The 15,332-nt window shown below is 67.9% G+C and carries 14 protein-coding genes; 4 read left to right on the plus strand and 10 right to left on the minus strand.

Features of this window, described 5'->3' with window-relative positions; genetic code table 11:
- Positions 1 to 161: 161 nt before the first annotated feature.
- Together dop and ACNJ7E_RS33820 are read right to left on the minus strand one after the other, a co-directional pair.
- On the minus strand, positions 162 to 1,661 hold the full coding sequence (gene dop / locus ACNJ7E_RS33815) for a depupylase/deamidase Dop (protein ID WP_007299057.1): 1,500 nt from the start codon (positions 1,659 to 1,661) through the stop codon (positions 162 to 164).
- Between the two features lie 74 nt (positions 1,662 to 1,735).
- Positions 1,736 to 2,113: a nitroreductase family deazaflavin-dependent oxidoreductase gene (locus ACNJ7E_RS33820; RefSeq protein ID WP_280780058.1), complete on the minus strand. Its 378-nt coding sequence runs from the start codon at positions 2,111 to 2,113 to the stop codon at positions 1,736 to 1,738.
- Positions 2,114 to 2,195: 82 nt separating this feature from the next.
- Between ACNJ7E_RS33820 and ACNJ7E_RS33825 the strand changes: the two genes are divergently transcribed.
- The gene (locus ACNJ7E_RS33825) at positions 2,196 to 2,744 is read left to right on the plus strand and encodes an NUDIX domain-containing protein (protein ID WP_280780057.1); all 549 of its coding nucleotides are present in this window, start codon (positions 2,196 to 2,198) and stop codon (positions 2,742 to 2,744) included.
- A 65-nt stretch (positions 2,745 to 2,809) separates the two neighbouring features.
- Here ACNJ7E_RS33825 and arc read toward each other — a convergent pair whose 3' ends face one another.
- The gene (gene arc, locus ACNJ7E_RS33830; protein WP_005243005.1) at positions 2,810 to 4,585 is read right to left on the minus strand and encodes a proteasome ATPase; all 1,776 of its coding nucleotides are present in this window, start codon (positions 4,583 to 4,585) and stop codon (positions 2,810 to 2,812) included.
- A 181-nt stretch (positions 4,586 to 4,766) separates the two neighbouring features.
- Between arc and ACNJ7E_RS33835 the strand changes: the two genes are divergently transcribed.
- Positions 4,767 to 5,261 (plus strand): WKL family lipoprotein, encoded by a 495-nt coding sequence (locus ACNJ7E_RS33835; protein ID WP_280780056.1) that lies wholly within the window; start codon positions 4,767 to 4,769, stop codon positions 5,259 to 5,261.
- Positions 5,262 to 5,309: 48 nt separating this feature from the next.
- Here the strand turns inward: ACNJ7E_RS33835 and ACNJ7E_RS33840 are convergent, their stop codons facing one another.
- Positions 5,310 to 6,164 (minus strand): tRNA (adenine-N1)-methyltransferase, encoded by an 855-nt coding sequence (locus tag ACNJ7E_RS33840; RefSeq protein ID WP_025432818.1) that lies wholly within the window; start codon positions 6,162 to 6,164, stop codon positions 5,310 to 5,312.
- A gap of 94 nt (positions 6,165 to 6,258) precedes the next feature.
- Here ACNJ7E_RS33840 and ACNJ7E_RS33845 point away from each other — a divergent pair, with 94 nt between their 5' ends.
- Positions 6,259 to 7,164 (plus strand): RecB family exonuclease, encoded by a 906-nt coding sequence (locus tag ACNJ7E_RS33845; protein ID WP_280780055.1) that lies wholly within the window; start codon positions 6,259 to 6,261, stop codon positions 7,162 to 7,164.
- Complete coding sequence (locus tag ACNJ7E_RS33850; RefSeq protein WP_418341954.1) at positions 7,161 to 7,997, plus strand: thioesterase family protein; 837 nt, start codon at positions 7,161 to 7,163, stop codon at positions 7,995 to 7,997. The genes ACNJ7E_RS33845 and ACNJ7E_RS33850 overlap by 4 nt, the downstream gene beginning before the upstream one ends.
- A gap of 64 nt (positions 7,998 to 8,061) precedes the next feature.
- On the opposite strand, the gene hisG is transcribed toward ACNJ7E_RS33850, so the two are convergent.
- The 6 genes from hisG to metH are packed head-to-tail and all read right to left on the minus strand — an operon-like array spanning position 8,062 to position 15,290.
- The gene (hisG, locus tag ACNJ7E_RS33855; protein WP_105416235.1) at positions 8,062 to 8,913 is read right to left on the minus strand and encodes an ATP phosphoribosyltransferase; all 852 of its coding nucleotides are present in this window, start codon (positions 8,911 to 8,913) and stop codon (positions 8,062 to 8,064) included.
- A 47-nt stretch (positions 8,914 to 8,960) separates the two neighbouring features.
- Complete coding sequence (locus ACNJ7E_RS33860) at positions 8,961 to 9,242, minus strand: phosphoribosyl-ATP diphosphatase (RefSeq protein ID WP_009473527.1); 282 nt, start codon at positions 9,240 to 9,242, stop codon at positions 8,961 to 8,963.
- A 25-nt stretch (positions 9,243 to 9,267) separates the two neighbouring features.
- The gene (locus tag ACNJ7E_RS33865) at positions 9,268 to 10,161 is read right to left on the minus strand and encodes a pseudouridine synthase (RefSeq protein WP_280780053.1); all 894 of its coding nucleotides are present in this window, start codon (positions 10,159 to 10,161) and stop codon (positions 9,268 to 9,270) included.
- 1 nt (position 10,162) lies between these two features.
- Positions 10,163 to 11,020 carry an oxygen-dependent tRNA uridine(34) hydroxylase TrhO gene (trhO, locus tag ACNJ7E_RS33870; protein ID WP_280780052.1) on the minus strand — a complete coding sequence of 286 codons (858 nt, stop codon included), beginning with the start codon at positions 11,018 to 11,020 and terminating at the stop codon, positions 10,163 to 10,165.
- A gap of 15 nt (positions 11,021 to 11,035) precedes the next feature.
- Positions 11,036 to 11,728 (minus strand): HAD family hydrolase, encoded by a 693-nt coding sequence (locus ACNJ7E_RS33875; RefSeq protein WP_418341955.1) that lies wholly within the window; start codon positions 11,726 to 11,728, stop codon positions 11,036 to 11,038.
- The gene (metH, locus tag ACNJ7E_RS33880) at positions 11,721 to 15,290 is read right to left on the minus strand and encodes a methionine synthase (RefSeq protein WP_280780050.1); all 3,570 of its coding nucleotides are present in this window, start codon (positions 15,288 to 15,290) and stop codon (positions 11,721 to 11,723) included. The genes ACNJ7E_RS33875 and metH overlap by 8 nt, the downstream gene beginning before the upstream one ends.
- Between the last annotated feature and the right edge of the window lie 42 nt (positions 15,291 to 15,332).

The raw sequence follows: 15,332 nt of genomic DNA on the forward strand, positions 1-15,332 counted from the left end.
CCTCCTTGTGTGAAGGGAGCTCTTCTTCCGAGCGTCCTGTCCTGCCAAGCAGTCTGACTACATCATCCGCTCGGACCTTCACCCTACCGAGCGCCGCCGCCGCACGTGTGCCGACGCGACGGCGAGTTCCGGCGCAGATCCGTCCGCGACCGCTCGACGGGTCAGTTCGTGAGCTCGTCGACGAGTTCTTTCGCGGTCTCCACCGACTCCAGCAACTCCCCCACGTGCGCCTTGCTGCCCCGCAACGGCTCGAGGGTGGGGATACGGACCAGGGAGTCGCCACCGAGATCGAAGATCACCGAATCCCAGCTCGCGGCCGCGATGTCGGCGCCGAACTTGCGCAGGCACTCACCTCGGAAGTAGGCGCGGGTGTCGGTGGGCGGGGTGTCGACGGCGTCGAGCACCGCCTGCTCCGAGACCAGCCGTTCCATCGACCCGCGGGCGACCAGCCGGTTGTACAGACCCTTGTCCAGGCGGACGTCCGAGTACTGCAGGTCGACCAGATGCAGCCGCGGCGCGGACCAGTTGAGGCCCTCGCGGTTCCGGAAACCCTCGAGCAGCCGCAGCTTGGCCGGCCAGTCCAGCAGGTGAGCGCACTCCATCGGGTCCCGCTCGAGAAGGTCGAGCACCATCGCCCACTTCTCCAGCAGATCGGCCACCCGGGGGTCGTCGTTGCCCTCGGCGGACATGAACTTGTCGACCCGGTCCAGGTAGATCCGCTGCAAGGCAAGCCCGGTCAGTTCCCGGCCGTCGGCCAGCGCGACGGTGGCGCGCAGCGTCGGGTCGTGGCTGATGTGGTGCACGGCGGTCACCGGGCGGGCCAGCTGGAGGTCTGTGAGGTCGACACCGGCCTCGATGAGATCGAGGACCAGGGCCGTCGTCCCGACCTTCAGGTATGTCGACATCTCGGCGAGGTTCGCGTCGCCGATGATGACGTGCAGTCGCCGGTACTTGTCCGCGTCCGCGTGGGGTTCGTCGCGGGTGTTGATGATGCCGCGCTTGAGTGTCGTCTCGAGCCCGACCTCCACCTCGATGTAGTCGGCCCGCTGGGACAGCTGGAAGCCGGCCTCGTCACCGGACTGGCCGATGCCCACCCGCCCCGACCCGCAGATCACCTGACGGGACGCGAAGAACGGGGTCAACCCGTTGATCACCGCGGAGAACGGCGTGGCCCGGGACATCAGGTAGTTCTCGTGGGTGCCGTACGACGCGCCCTTGCCGTCCACGTTGTTCTTGTACAGCTGCAGTCGCGGGGCGCCGGGAACGCTCGACGCGTGCCGGGCGGCCGCCTCCATCACCCGTTCGCCCGCCTTGTCCCAGATCACGGCGTCCAGGGGGTCGGTGACCTCCGGGGCCGAGTACTCGGGGTGCGCGTGATCGACGTAGAGGCGGGCGCCGTTGGTGAGGATCATGTTGGCTGCGCCGACCTCGTCGGCATCGATCACCGGCGCCGGGCCGCTCAACCGGCCCAGGTCGAATCCGCGGGCATCGCGCAGCGGGGATTCCACCTCGTAATCCCATCGGGTGCGCTTGGCGCGCGGCACTCCCGCTGCCGCCGCGTAGGCCAGCACCGCCTGGGTGGACGTCAAGATCGGATTGGCCGAAGGCTCGCTGGGTGAGGAGATTCCGTACTCGACTTCGACACCGATGATCCGCTGCATGCTGCCGAGCCTATGCGATCACCCACATCACCCGGCGGCACACTCCTGCCGCGCGAGCCGTCCGCGCCCGGCGACTAGTCCGGCGAGCACTCCAGGTACTGGTCCGCCGAGATCGCCCGGAGCACCGCGCGGACCCCGGCGGGAGCCCAGGAGTGGGTGCTGTCGGTGACGACGCTCGGGTCGGTCAGGTGCACCGTCCGGCGGCGCGTCACGATGGTGCATCCGCCCGCCGCCACCACGTTTCGCACCCAATCGCTCTGCGCACCGTACGTCAGGGCGAACCGGTAGCGGCCGTCTACGACGAACACGTTGACGGGTGTGCGATACGCCTTGCCCGACCTGCGGCCCCGGTGCTCGACCATGGCGAACCCGGGCAGGATCGTCGCGACGTGACGGCTCACCTGATTGGTGACGACCCGGTTGAATCGGGCGACCGAACGCGGCAACGCCATGACCTCTCACCCCTTCGGCACCGGAACGAGCAACCGACCTCGACAGTACCGACGTCCGCCGGGGTGCTGGCAGGATCGACACATGGATTCCGCACCGAACACCCCACCCGGCACGGACGAAGTGGTGGCGGTGTTCGACAGTGCTGGACGACCGGTGGGGTCCGCCGAGCGTTCCCGCGTCTACGCCGAGGGGCTCTGGCACGCGAGTGCCGGCGTCCTCGTCCGGTCCGGCGACGGAAAGCGTCTCTACGTGCACCGACGCTCGGACACGAAGACGGTATTCGCCGGACATCACGACTGCCTGGCGGGCGGGGTGGTCGATCCGGGGGAAACCCCGGAGGAGGCCGCGAGCCGGGAGCTGGCGGAGGAACTGGGCATCACCGGAGTGGGCCTCACCCCCATCGCGAGGGTGGCGTGGGACGGGCACTGGCAGGGTTTGCGGCTGCGGTGCCACCTGTACGCCTACGAGACGCACTGGGACGGGCCGATCGTCCACCAGGCCAGCGAGATCGCGTCGGGCTGGTGGTGGACGCCCCACGAACTGGTGACGCATCTGCACGACCCGCAGTGGCCGTTCGTGCCGGACACCCGGGCGCTCCTGGAGGACTACCTCGTGACACGGGACCGCTGACACACAGCCGCCTGCGCGGCGGGAACCGTGTTCGAGTTCCCGCCGCGCAGGTGGTGCCGCACGGCTTACAGGTACTGGCCCGTGTTGGATTCGGTGTCGATGGCGCGGCTCGCGCTCGCGTTCTTACCGGTGACCAGCGTGCGGATGTAGACGATCCGCTCACCCTTCTTGCCCGAGATCCGGGCCCAGTCGTCGGGGTTGGTGGTGTTCGGCAGGTCCTCGTTCTCCGAGAACTCGTCGACGATGGAGTCGAACAGGTGCTGGACCCGCAGACCCGGGGCACCGGTGTCGAGCACCGACTTGATCGCGTACTTCTTGGCGCGGTCGACGATGTTCTGGATCATCGCACCCGAGTTGAAGTCCTTGAAGTACAGGACCTCCTTGTCGCCGTTGGCGTACGTGACCTCGAGGAAGCGGTTCTCCTCGCTCTCGGCGTACATGCGGTCGACGACCCGTTCGATCATCACCCGGATGCAGGCCGTGCGGTCGCCGCCGAACTCCGCGATGTCGTCGGCGTGCACCGGCAGCGTCTCGACGAGGTACTTCGAGAAGATGTCCTGTGCCGACTCCGCGTCGGGACGTTCGATCTTGATCTTCACGTCGAGGCGACCGGGACGCAGGATCGCGGGGTCGATCATGTCCTCGCGGTTGGACGCGCCGATCACGATGACGTTCTCGAGTCCTTCGACACCGTCGATCTCACTGAGCAGCTGCGGCACGACGGTGGTCTCGACGTCGGAGGAGACACCCGACCCGCGGGTGCGGAAGATCGAATCCATCTCGTCGAAGAACACGATCACCGGGGTGCCCTCGGACGCCTTCTCCCGGGCCCGCTGGAAGATCAGCCGGATGTGCCGCTCGGTCTCGCCGACGAACTTGTTCAGCAGCTCGGGGCCCTTGATGTTGAGGAAGTAGGACTTGGCTTCCTTGCTGTCCTGGCCCCGGGCCTCCGCGATCTTCTTCGCGAGCGAGTTGGCGACCGCCTTGGCGATGAGCGTCTTACCGCACCCGGGCGGACCGTAGAGGAGCACACCCTTCGGTGGCCGCAGCTCGTATTCGTGGAACAGATCCTTGTGGAGGAACGGCAACTCGACGGCGTCGCGGATCTGCTCGATCTGCCGTCCGAGGCCGCCGATGTCGTCGTAGTGCACGTCGGGAACCTCTTCGAGGACCAGATCCTCGACCTCGGCCTTGGGGATCCGCTCGAACGCGTACCCGGCCTTGGTGTCGACGAGGAGGGAGTCGCCCGGCCGAAGTTTGCGGGTGGGCGATTCCGCGTCGTACGCGATCGACTCCCTCTCGCTCTCCTCGAAGACGGTCGCGAGGGGTTCGGCCAGCCACACGATCCGTTCCTCGTCGGCGTGGCCGACCACGAGGGCGCGCTGACCGTCGTCGAGGACCTCGCGCAACGTGCTGATCTCACCCACACGCTCGAAGTTGCCCGCTTCCACGATCGTGAGCGCCTCGTTGAGGCGCACGGTCTGGCCGAGCTTGAGGGTCTCGGCGTCGACGTTCGGGGAGCAGGTCAACCGCATCTTGCGGCCGGAGGTGAACACGTCCACGGTCTGATCGTCGTGCACTCCGAGCAGCACGCCGTACCCGCTCGGCGGCTGGCCGAGGCGATCGACTTCTTCTCGAAGGGCGATGAGCTGCTGACGGGCCTCCTTGAGGGTGTCCATCAGCTTGGTGTTCCGGATGGACAGCGAGTCCACTCGCGATTCCATCTCACGAAGCTGTTCCGGCGACTCCGCGAGCTGCCTGCGCAGTGCCGACGCCTCTGCGCGCAACGCCTCGAGCTCTCGTGCGGCCGCAACCGAATCGGGGTTCTCTGTCGAGCTCATGTGCGTCTCCTCCCAATGAGATCTATCAACGCTACCGGCACTGCCCGAATTCTGCGCCGTGACACGGATTCTGCCGATTGCGAATCGGCATCGTGACGCCCTGGGCCACCGAACCTCTCATGTTAGCCTTACCTACCTGTCGAGCAGTTTCTCTCTGTTCTGTGTAACGAAAGGGTTCGTCGTGATAATCCGCAAGCCCCTGAACGGAACATCTTTCATCGGTAGGGCCGTGGTTGCCGTGGGCGCGGTGGTCCTCGCGCTCGGGATGTCGGCCTGCTCGTCCGACGACGCATCCGACACCGCGGCGACGACGTCCGCGGCCACGGCGAGCGAGGCGGTTGCCGCCCCCACGTCCGACGAACTGCTCGGTACGCTCCAGGTCCTCGTGGACCCCGCCCGACCGGTCGACGAGAAGACCGACGTGGTCGTCGACGGCGACGAACGCCGCCCGAATCTCGAGGCCATGACGGCGGCGATGGCCAACTACCCGGTGTCCTTCACGGTCACGGATGTGCAGGTAGAGGGCGATACCGCGACGGCGAACGTCGCGATCGTCAGCCCGCACGGCACGGCCGCTCCGACCGCATGGACGTGGGAGAACGTCGACGGCACCTGGAAGGTGTCGGACGAGAGCACGTGCACCCTGCTGGGCATGGCACGCGCCGGCTGCAGCTAGTCTCCCGCCTTCGGCGGCGCCCACTCCGGGCGCCGCCGAAGGCGTGTCTCAGCCCTTGCCCGACCGGCGCTGCGGCTTGGGAGTGACGGTTCCCTCGGCGAGACGCCGGGCGCTCACCAGGAACGCGGTGTGGCCCTGCATCCGGTGTTCCGGGCGCACGGCGAGCCCGACGACGTGCCACCCGCGGACGATCGACTCCCAGGACCGCGGCTCGGTCCAGCACTCCTGCTCGCGCATCGCCTCGACCACCTTCGAGAGCTGCGTCACAGTGGCGACGTAGACGATGAGCACACCGCCGGGCACCAGCGCCTTGGACACCGCGGGCAGCGCATCCCAGGGGGCGAGCATGTCGAGGACCACCCGGTCGACCTGACCGCCCGCCGCCTCGGCGTCGAACTCGGCGACGTCGGCGATGGTCAGGTCCCAGTTCTCGGGGCGTTCCCCGAAGAACGTCTCGACGTTCCGGACCGCGTGTTCGGCGTGGTCGTCGCGCACCTCGTACGAGATGACCCGGCCTTCCGGACCGACCGCCCGCAGCAGTGAGCACGTCAGCGCGCCCGATCCGGCACCGGCCTCGAGCACGCGGGCGCCAGGAAAGACGTCGCCCTCGTGCACGATCTGCGCGGCGTCCTTCGGGTAGATGACCTGCGCCCCGCGGGGCATCGACAGGATGTAGTCGACGAGCAGCGGACGCAGCGCGAGATATGGGGTGCCGTTGGTCGACTTGACCACGCTGCCCTCGTCGGTGCCGATCAGGTCGTCGTGCAGGATGCCGCCGCGGTGGGTGTGGAACTCCTTGCCGGCCTCCAGATTGACCGTGTAGTGCCGGCCCTTGGCGTCCGTCAACTGGACTCGATCGCCCACCCGAAACGGTCCGCTCGGTCGCGTTTCGCGTCCCACCATCGTCACCGACTCCTCAGCCTGTTCGTCCGGCGCCGTCCGACGCCCACACCGCGCCCCGACTCGACTGTCGGACCGGGGGCCTACCCTGCCAGGTGTGAGCATCTCAGAGTCGCCAGCCCCCGTCACAAAGGGTTCCCCGTCACAGCCCGGCGACACTTCGGCCACCCGCAGGCGCCCCGCCCTGTCACCGTCCCGCGCCGGCGACTTCAAGCAGTGCCCGCTCCTCTACCGTTTCCGCGCGGTCGACCGGCTCCCCGAGGCGCCGTCGCGCGCGCAGGTGAAGGGCACGGTCGTGCACGCCGCGCTGGAGACCCTGTTCGGGCTGCCCGCGGCCGAACGCGTTCCGCAGAAAGCGGTCGATCTGATCCTCCCGTCCTGGGAGCGCATTCTCGCCGAGGCCCCCGACCTGATCGACCTGGTCCCCGAGGACGAGCGCGACACGTTCCTCGACGAGGCGCGTGCCCTCGTCACCGCCTATTACGAGCTGGAGGATCCCACCCGGTTCGAGGCCGAATCGTGCGAACAGCGCGTCGAGACCGAACTCGCCGACGGGGTGCTGCTCCGCGGATTCGTCGACCGCATCGACGTCGCCCCCACCGGTGAGGTGCGGGTGGTCGACTACAAGACCGGCCGTGCGCCCCGCGAGATGTCCGAGTCCAAGGCACTGTTCCAGATGAAGTTCTACGCACTGGTCCTGCTGCGCACCCGCGGCATCGTCCCCGCGCAGTTGCGGCTGCTGTACCTCGCGTCCGGCACAGTCCTCACCTACGCACCCGACGAGGACGAACTGCTGCGGTTCGAGCGCACGCTGTCGGCGATCTGGAAGGCCATTCTGGCGGCCGGGGTCACCGGCGATTTCCGACCCAAGCCGAGCCGGCTCTGCGACTGGTGTGATCATAAGTCTCTGTGCCCCTCGTTCGGTGGAACGCCGCCTCCCTACCCGGGATGGCCGGAGGGGCCCGCCGAAGACGCACCGGGTTTCGAGGAGATTGTCGAATGAGTTCCGAGTCCTATTACGTACCACTCGGTTTGGAAGCACTGAGTGCGCCGGAAGTGGACTCGGACCAGAAGATCACCGTCGAGCGGTTCGACAGCACGGCTCTGACGATCAGTGTGTGGGCGGAGACGATGCAGCACGGCGCTCCCCCGTCCGCGCTGCTCGTGCGAGCACTCGAGCGCTGCGCGCCGCGCGACGACGTGCGTCTCACGCGAGTCGTGGTCGAGATCCTCGGTCCCATCCCGATCGCCGAACTCGAGGTCCGGTCCTGGGTGCAGCGACCGGGACGCCGGGTGGAGCTGGTGGTCGCCGAATTGTGGACCGTCGGCGACCGTCCCCGTGCCGTCGCGCGGGGCTCGGCGTGGCGGATGGAGACCGTCGACACGAGCGACGCCGTCCACGTCGTCGACCCACCACTCGAACCGCGGTCCACCGGCCGGGACGGCAAGTTCGGCAAGGCCTGGAACTCGGGCTACCTGACGACCCTCGACTGGCGGTGGATCGCCGAGATGGGATGCGAGGGCCCGGGCAAGCTGTGGGCGAAGCCGCGACCCGCACTGGTTCTCGGCGAGACCTTGACGCCGCTCGAGCGGCTGTTCTCCATCGCGGACATCGCGAACGGCGTGGGATCGAAACTCGACCCGGCGGACTGGACGTTCCTCAATACCGACCTCACCGTGCACATCTTCCGGGTCCCCGAGGGTGAGTGGGTGGGGGTCAGCTCCGAAACCTCCATCGGACCCGACGGAGTGGGCATGTGCGCGGGCGTGCTCTACGACGAGACCGGCGCCGTCGGCCGGATCGCCCAGACCGTGCAGGTCCGCGCCCGCCCCTGAGCGGAGCGAGCGCGGACCGTGTTGCGGGCGGAGCGAGCGCGGATCGTGTTGCGGTGGAACCAGATCAGAGCGCGCGGCAGGACCGGATGTTGGACGCGAGGATGGCCTTGGCGCCGAGGTCCGCGAGTTCGTCCATGACTCCGTTGTGGCCCTTGATCGGGACCATCGCCCGGACCGCGACCCAGTTCTCGTCGGCGAGCGGCGACAGCGTCGGCGACTCGAGGCCCGGGGTGATCTTCAATGCGTCGTCGAGGATCGTCTTGGGGCAGTCGTAGTCGAGCATCAGGTTCTGCTGCGCGAACACGATGCCGCGCACCCGCTCGACCAGCTGGTTGCGTGCGGAATCGCCGTCGGGCGAGCCGGCGCGCTCGATGAGCACACCCTCGGAGTCGCACAGGGTGTCGCCGAACGCGACCAGGTTGTGCTGGCGCAGCGTGCGGCCGGAGCCGACGACGTCGGCGATGGCGTCGGCGACGCCGAGCTGGATCGAGATCTCCACGGCGCCGTCGAGGCGGATGACCGAGGCCTCGATACCGCGTGCGGACAGGTCGTCGCGCACCAGGTTGGGGTAGGACGTGGCGATCCGGAGCCCCGCGAGGTCCTCGACCGTCCAGTCCTTGCCCGCGGGAGCGGCGTACCGGAACGTGGAGCGGCCGAAGCCGAGCGACAGCCGTTCGGCGACCGGGGCACCCGAGTCGCGGGCGAGGTCGCGGCCGGTGATGCCGAGATCGAGTTCACCGGATCCGACGTAGATCGCGATGTCCTTGGGGCGCAGGAAGAAGAACTCGACCTGGTTGGACGGGTCGAGGACGGTCAGGTCGCGGGAGTCGGTGCGACGGCGGTAACCGGCCTCGCTGAGGATTTCGGCGGCGGACTCGGACAGCGAGCCCTTGTTGGGGACTGCGACGCGCAGCATGGCGGAGGGTTCCTTTCGGGAGCGGGTGGAGGAGTCTCGATCACCGATCACAGATGTCGGTAGACGTCCTCGAGCTTCAGGCCCTTACCCACCATCAGCACCTGCGTCCAGTACAGCAGCTGAGAGATCTCCTCGGCGAGCGCCTCATCGCTCTCGTGCTCGGCGGCGATCCACACCTCACCCGCCTCTTCGAGGATCTTCTTTCCCTGCGAATGGACGCCGGCGTCCAAGGCGGCAACGGTGCCGGAGCCCTCGGGGCGGGTAGCGGCACGCTCGGTCAGCTCGGCGAACAGGGATTCGAAGGTCTTCACGAGGACCCATTGTTTCACGCCGCCGCGGACCTCTCCGAACCGGTCACCACCCGAGTGTGCGGCGACTCTCGAACCGGCGGACCTCACCCGAACGGGGATCGGTGAACTCGATGGCCCGCGCCAGCAACCGCAACGGCGTCGAGAAGTCGCCGGGCTCGGATCGCCGGAAGTCCGGGTAGTAGTTGTCGCCCTCGATCGGCAACCCCAGCGACGACATGTGCAACCGCAGTTGGTGTGTCCGGCCGGTCTTCGGCAGCAGGCGGTACCGCGCGCGGCCGTCGCGGGTCTCGATCAGGTCGACGACGGTCTCACTGTTCGGTTCGCCCGGTTCCTCCGTCGCCGTCATGATCCCGTGTTCCTTGACGATGCGACTGCGGATGGTGCGCGGAAACGTGAGCGTCGGATCGTGCCCGGCGACGGCCTCGTATTCCTTGGTGACCTGCTGGGACACGAACAGTTCCTGATACGGCCTGCGGTCTTCCCGCCGGATCAGGAACACCAGGACGCCGGCCGTCATCCGGTCGAGCCGGTGCGCCGGTGTGAGGTCGGGCAGGTCGAGCGCCCGCCGCAGCCGCACGACCGCCGTCTCGGTGATGTGCGCGCCCCGCGGAATGGTCGCGAGGAAATGGGGTTTGTCGATCACCACGAGGTGGTCGTCGCGGTGCAGGATGTCGATCTCGAACGGAACCGGGATCTCCGGCGCGGGGTCTCGGTAGAAGTACACGAAACGCGTCGGGGCATAACGGGTCCCGCGGTCGACCACCCGGCCGTGTTCGTCGACGACGTCCCCGCCGTCGATCAGCGACAGCCAGTGCGCGCGTTCGTCCGGGTACGTCTCGACCAGGAATTCGGCGACCGTCTTCGTGCCGACGCCTGCCGGCATCCGGATGCGATCGGGACCGAGGCCGTTGCGGACCGGCAGGGGCGCCCCCGCCACCTCAGCCCGCCCGATTCTCGGTGCAGTCGGCGCAGACGAGCACGAGTTCGCGGCCCCGGTCGTCCGGCAGATTCTCGTACCGGGACGTCGGACCGCCGCACGTGCTGCAGCGCCCCAGGGTCTTGGCCTGATCGCTGAACTCGATGCTCATCCGCTTGTCGAACACGTACAGCGACCCCTCCCACAAGCCCGTGTCGCCGAATGCCTCGCCGTAGCGGACGATGCCGCCGTCCAGTTGGTAGATCTCACCGAATCCGCGCGAGCGCATCAGCGAGGACAGGACCTCGCACCGCACTCCCCCGGTGCAGTACGTGACGACGGCCTTGTCCTTGAGATGGTCGTACTTGCCGCTGTCGAGTTCGTGCACGAACTCGCGCGTGGTGGACACGTCGGGCACGACTGCGTCCCGGAAGCGGCCGATCTCCGCCTCGAAACCGTTGCGCCCGTCGAAGAAGACGACGTCGTCACCGCGACCCTCGATCAGGCGATGCACCTCGTCGGGCGCCAAGTGGGTACCGCCGCCGACGATGCCGTCCGCGTCCACCTTCAGCTCGCCCGGCGCACCGAACGTCACGATCTCCGGCCGCACCTTGACGCTCAGCCGCGGGAAGTCGTCACCGAGCCCGTCCGACCACTTGATGTCGGCGTCCTTGAACGGCGCGTAGCTGCGCGTCCCCTTCACGTACCTCTTGACGTCGTGGATGTCGCCGCCGACCGTCGCGTTGATGCCGTGCTCGGAGACGAGGATCCGTCCGGTGAGGCCGTTCGCCTCGGCGAGTGTGTACTGCCACAGCCGTATCGCCTCCGGGTCGGCGAGCGGAGTGAACACGTAGAACAGCACGATTTTCGGGACAGCCACGGGAAACCAGACTACCTAGAGACGGACACCACTCCGCTGCGCCCACACCTCGGCGAGGTCGGAACCGGTGAGGCCCTCGAGACTGTCCCGGAACACCCGCCCCGGGCCGTCGGCCACCGCGATCTCGCACGGGACGATGAGGACGACGCACCCCGCGGCCTGCGCGGACGCCGCACCGGTGGGCGAGTCCTCGATGGCGAGGCACTGCGACGGATCCAGCCCCAGCAATTCCGCGCCCCGCAGGTACGGGTCGGGATGCGGTTTGCCTGCCGGCACCTCGTCGCCGCACACCGAGTGGTCGAAGTGGTGCCTGCCGAGCGTCTCGAGTGCCCGCTCGGTGAGCCGGCGCTCGGTGTTGGTCACCAGCGCCGACCTCAGGCCGTGCGCCCGGACGGTCCGCAGTGCGTCGTGGGCGCCCGGCCGCCACGGGATCCCGTCGCCGAACAATTCCTCGACGCGCGCGAACATCCATTCCTTGGCCTCGGCGAGCGCCACCGGATCCCGGTCGAGCCCGAGGGCGTCGAAGATGACGCCGAGAGCGTTGGCGCTGGACGCACCGATCGTCTTCAGCCGCGTCTCCTCGGTCATCGGCCCGCCGAGGTGCAGCGACAACTCGCGGACCGCGACGTCCCACATCTTCTCGGAATCGAGCAGCGTTCCGTCCATGTCCCACAGAACACCTGCGAGACCGTCGAATGCATCAGACATTGAAGTACTTCGCTTCGGGGTGGTGCAGCACGAACGCATCCGTGGACTGCTCGGGATGCAACTGCAGTTCCTCCGACAACTTCACACCGATCCGTTCGGGTTCGAGCAGGGCGACCATCTTCGCGCGGTCCTCCAGGTTGGGGCAGGCACCGTACCCGAAGGAGTACCGGGCACCGCGGTAGGCGAGGTCGAAGAATCCGGACACCTCGGACGGGTCCTGCTCGGCCACGTTGTGACCGCCGGGCAGCACGAGCTCCTCGCGGACCCGTTGATGCCAGTACTCGGCCAGCGATTCCGTCAGCTGCACGCCGATACCGTGCACCTCGAGGTAGTCGCGGTACGCGTTGGCGGCGAACAATTCGTTCGCGAAGTCCGCGATCGGCTGCCCCATGGTGACGAGCTGCATCGGGAACACGTCGACCTGACCGGTCTCCTTCGCCTCGGTGCGGGACCGGACGAAGTCGGCGACGCACAGGAAGCGGTCGCGGTGCTGGCGCGGGAACGTGAACCGGAAGCGTTCCTCCGCGTCGGGTGTCGGGTCGGTGAGCACGACCACGTCGTCACCCTCGGACACCGCGGGGAAGTAGCCGTACACGACGGCGGCGTGCGCGAGGATTCCCTCGGTGCTCAACCGGTCGAGCCAGTACCGCAGGCGGGGGCGGCCCTCGGTCTCCACCAGTTCCTCGTACGTGGGACCGTCGCCGGAACGCTGCCCGCGCAGACCCCACTGCCCGAGGAACAGGGCCCGCTCGTCCAGCAGCCCCGAGTAGTCCGACAGCGACACGCCCTTGACGATCCGGTTGCCCCAGAACGGCGGGCTCGGGACCACGATGTCGGTGGCCACGTCGGATCGCTCGGGCACCTCGATCGGGGTCTCGGCCGCCTTGCGCTTCTCCGCGATCCGCTTGGACCGTTCGTGCCGTGCCTTGCGTTCGGCCGCCTTCTCGCGGGCCGCGATCGCTTCCGGGCTGTCCGGGTCGGGTCCGCCGCCACGCTTGACGGCCATGATCTCGTCCATCCGGTGCAGGCCCTCGAACGCGTCGCGCGCGTAGCTGACGTCGCCCTCGTACACCTCGGCCAGGTCGTTCTCCACGTACGAACGGGTCAGCGCGGCACCGCCGAGGAGGACGGGGAACTTCTCCGCGACGCCCTTGGCGTTGAGTTCCTGCAGGTTGTCCTTCATCACCACGGTCGACTTCACGAGCAGACCGGACATGCCGATGACGTCGGCCTTCTGCTCGATCGCCGCGTCGAGGATCGTCGCGATCGGCTGCTTGATGCCCAGGTTCACCACGTCGTACCCGTTGTTGCTCAGGATGATGTCGACGAGGTTCTTGCCGATGTCGTGGACGTCGCCCTTCACGGTGGCGATGACGATGCGGCCCTTGCCGTCCTCGTCGGTGGCCTCCATGTGCGGTTCGAGGTATGCCACGGCCGCCTTCATCACCTCGGCGGACTGCAGCACGAACGGCAGCTGCATCTGCCCGGATCCGAAGAGTTCGCCGACGGTCTTCATGCCGGACAGCAGCGTCTCGTTGATGATCGCGAGCGGCGGCTTCTCCTCCATCGCGGCGGTGAGGTCGTCGTCGAGGCCGTTGCGTTCACCGTCGACGATGCGGCGTTCCAGACGCTCGAACAGCGGCAGCGCCGCCAGTTCCTGGGCGCGGGATTCGCGTGCCGACGCCGCGGAGACGCCCTCGAACAGTTCCATCAGCTTCTGCAGCGGGTCGTAGCCCTCGCGGCGGCGGTCGTAGACCAGGTCGAGGGCCGTTTCCCGCTGTTCGTCGGGGATCCGTGCCATCGGCAGGATCTTCGACGCGTGCACGATCGCGGTGTCCAGGCCGGCCTCGGTGCACTCGTGCAGGAACACCGAGTTCAGGACCTGCCGGGCCGCCGGGTTGAGACCGAACGAGATGTTGGACACGCCGAGGGTGAAGTGCACCCGCGGATGCCGCTTCTTCAGCTCGCGGATCGCCTCGATCGTTTCGATGCCGTCGCGGCGGACCTCTTCCTGACCGGTGGAGATCGGGAACGTCAGCGCGTCGATGATGATGTCGGACTCGTCGAGGCCCCAGTTCGCGGTGAGGTCGTCGAGCAGGCGCTCGGCGATGCGGACCTTGTGCTCCGCGGTGCGCGCCTGGCCCTCCTCGTCGATGGTCAGCGCGACGACGGCGGCGCCGTGCTCCGTGACGAGCCGCATGATCTTCTGGAACCGCGAGTCCGGTCCGTCGCCGTCCTCGTAGTTGACGGAGTTCACGGCGCACCGGCCGCCGAGGTGCTCGAGGCCGGCCTGCAGGACCGCGGGCTCGGTGGAGTCGAGCATGATCGGCAGCGTCGACGACGTCGCGAATCGGCTCGCGAGGGCGGCCATGTCGACGGCGCCGTCGCGTCCGACGTAGTCGACGTTGAGGTCGAGCATGTGGGCGCCGTCGCGGGTCTGGTCCTTCGCGATGTCGAGGCACTTCTGGTAGTCCTCGGCGATCATCGCCTCGCGAAACGCCTTGGAGCCGTTGGTGTTCGTGCGTTCACCGATCATCAGGATGCTGGCGTCCTGCTGGAACGGCACCGCCGTGTACAGCGAGGACGTTCCCGACTCGTGCACCGGGTTCCGCTCGGCCTTCTCGACCAGACGGACCGCTTCGGCCACCTGCCGGATGTGCTCCGGGGTGGTGCCGCAGCAGCCGCCGACCAGACCGAGTCCGAACTCGGTGACGAAGCCGCTGAGCGCCTCGGCGAGCTCCTCCGCGGTGAGCGGGTACTCGGCACCGTTCGGGCCGAGCTGCGGCAGTCCGGCGTTGGGCATCACCGACACCGGAAGGGAGCTGTACTTGGACAGGTGGCGGAGATGTTCGCTCATCTCGGCGGGACCGGTCGCGCAGTTGAGGCCGATCATGTCGATACCGAGCGGCTCGAGCGCGGTCAGCGCGGCACCGATCTCGCTGCCGAGGAGCATCGTGCCGGTGGTCTCGACCGTGACGTGGGTGATGATCGGCAGCCGCGACCCCAGGGTCTCCATCGCCCGCTGACTGCCGAGGATGGCGGCCTTCACCTGCAGCAGGTCCTGGCAGGTCTCGACGAGGATCGCGTCGGCTCCCCCGTCGATCATGCCCATCGCTGCCTCCGCGTAGGCGTCGCGGAGGATCGCGAACGGCGCGTGGCCCAGCGTCGGCAGCTTGGTTCCGGGTCCCATCGAGCCGAGGACGAAGCGGCCCATGCCGTCGCGTCCGGGCCCCATCTCGTCGGCCACGTCACGCGCCAGCCGGGTGCCCTTCTCGGCCAGTTCCCGGATACGGTCCGAAATGTCGTAATCGGCGAGGTTGGGTAGGTTGCACCCGAACGTGTTGGTCTCGACGGCGTCGGCCCCGGCCTCGAAATACGCGCGGTGGATGTCTTTCAGCACGTCAGGGCGGGTGTCGTTGAGAATTTCGTTGCAGCCTTCGAGCCCGAGGAAGTCGTCGAGCGTGAGGTCCGCGGCCTGCAACATGGTGCCCATGGCTCCGTCGCCGATGACAACGCGCTGGTTCAACGCATCGAGCAGGGCAGAGTGAAATGGCGCAGACATGCCGTCCAGACTAGTGGGCGCGCGAACCAATGCTGGCCGTAG

It is taken from the genome of Rhodococcus mengyinensis (genome assembly GCF_048381435.1).
In the GTDB taxonomy this organism is placed as follows: domain Bacteria; phylum Actinomycetota; class Actinomycetes; order Mycobacteriales; family Mycobacteriaceae; genus Rhodococcus_F; species Rhodococcus_F opacus_D.

Excerpts from the sequence above, each read along its gene's own strand:
- ACNJ7E_RS33875 (WP_418341955.1), bottom strand. The coding sequence starts at position 11,728 with ATGTCTGATGCATTCGACGGTCTCGCAGGTGTTCTGTGGGACATGGAC.
- ACNJ7E_RS33850 (WP_418341954.1), top strand. The coding sequence starts at position 7,161 with ATGAGTTCCGAGTCCTATTACGTACCACTCGGTTTGGAAGCACTGAGT.
- ACNJ7E_RS33825 (WP_280780057.1), top strand. The coding sequence starts at position 2,196 with ATGGATTCCGCACCGAACACCCCACCCGGCACGGACGAAGTGGTGGCG.
- dop (WP_007299057.1), bottom strand. The coding sequence starts at position 1,661 with ATGCAGCGGATCATCGGTGTCGAAGTCGAGTACGGAATCTCCTCACCC.
- ACNJ7E_RS33840 (WP_025432818.1), bottom strand. The coding sequence starts at position 6,164 with ATGGTGGGACGCGAAACGCGACCGAGCGGACCGTTTCGGGTGGGCGAT.
- ACNJ7E_RS33820 (WP_280780058.1), bottom strand. The coding sequence starts at position 2,113 with ATGGCGTTGCCGCGTTCGGTCGCCCGATTCAACCGGGTCGTCACCAAT.
- metH (WP_280780050.1), bottom strand. The coding sequence starts at position 15,290 with ATGTCTGCGCCATTTCACTCTGCCCTGCTCGATGCGTTGAACCAGCGC.
- arc (WP_005243005.1), bottom strand. The coding sequence starts at position 4,585 with ATGAGCTCGACAGAGAACCCCGATTCGGTTGCGGCCGCACGAGAGCTC.
- hisG (WP_105416235.1), bottom strand. The coding sequence starts at position 8,913 with ATGCTGCGCGTCGCAGTCCCCAACAAGGGCTCGCTGTCCGAGTCCGCC.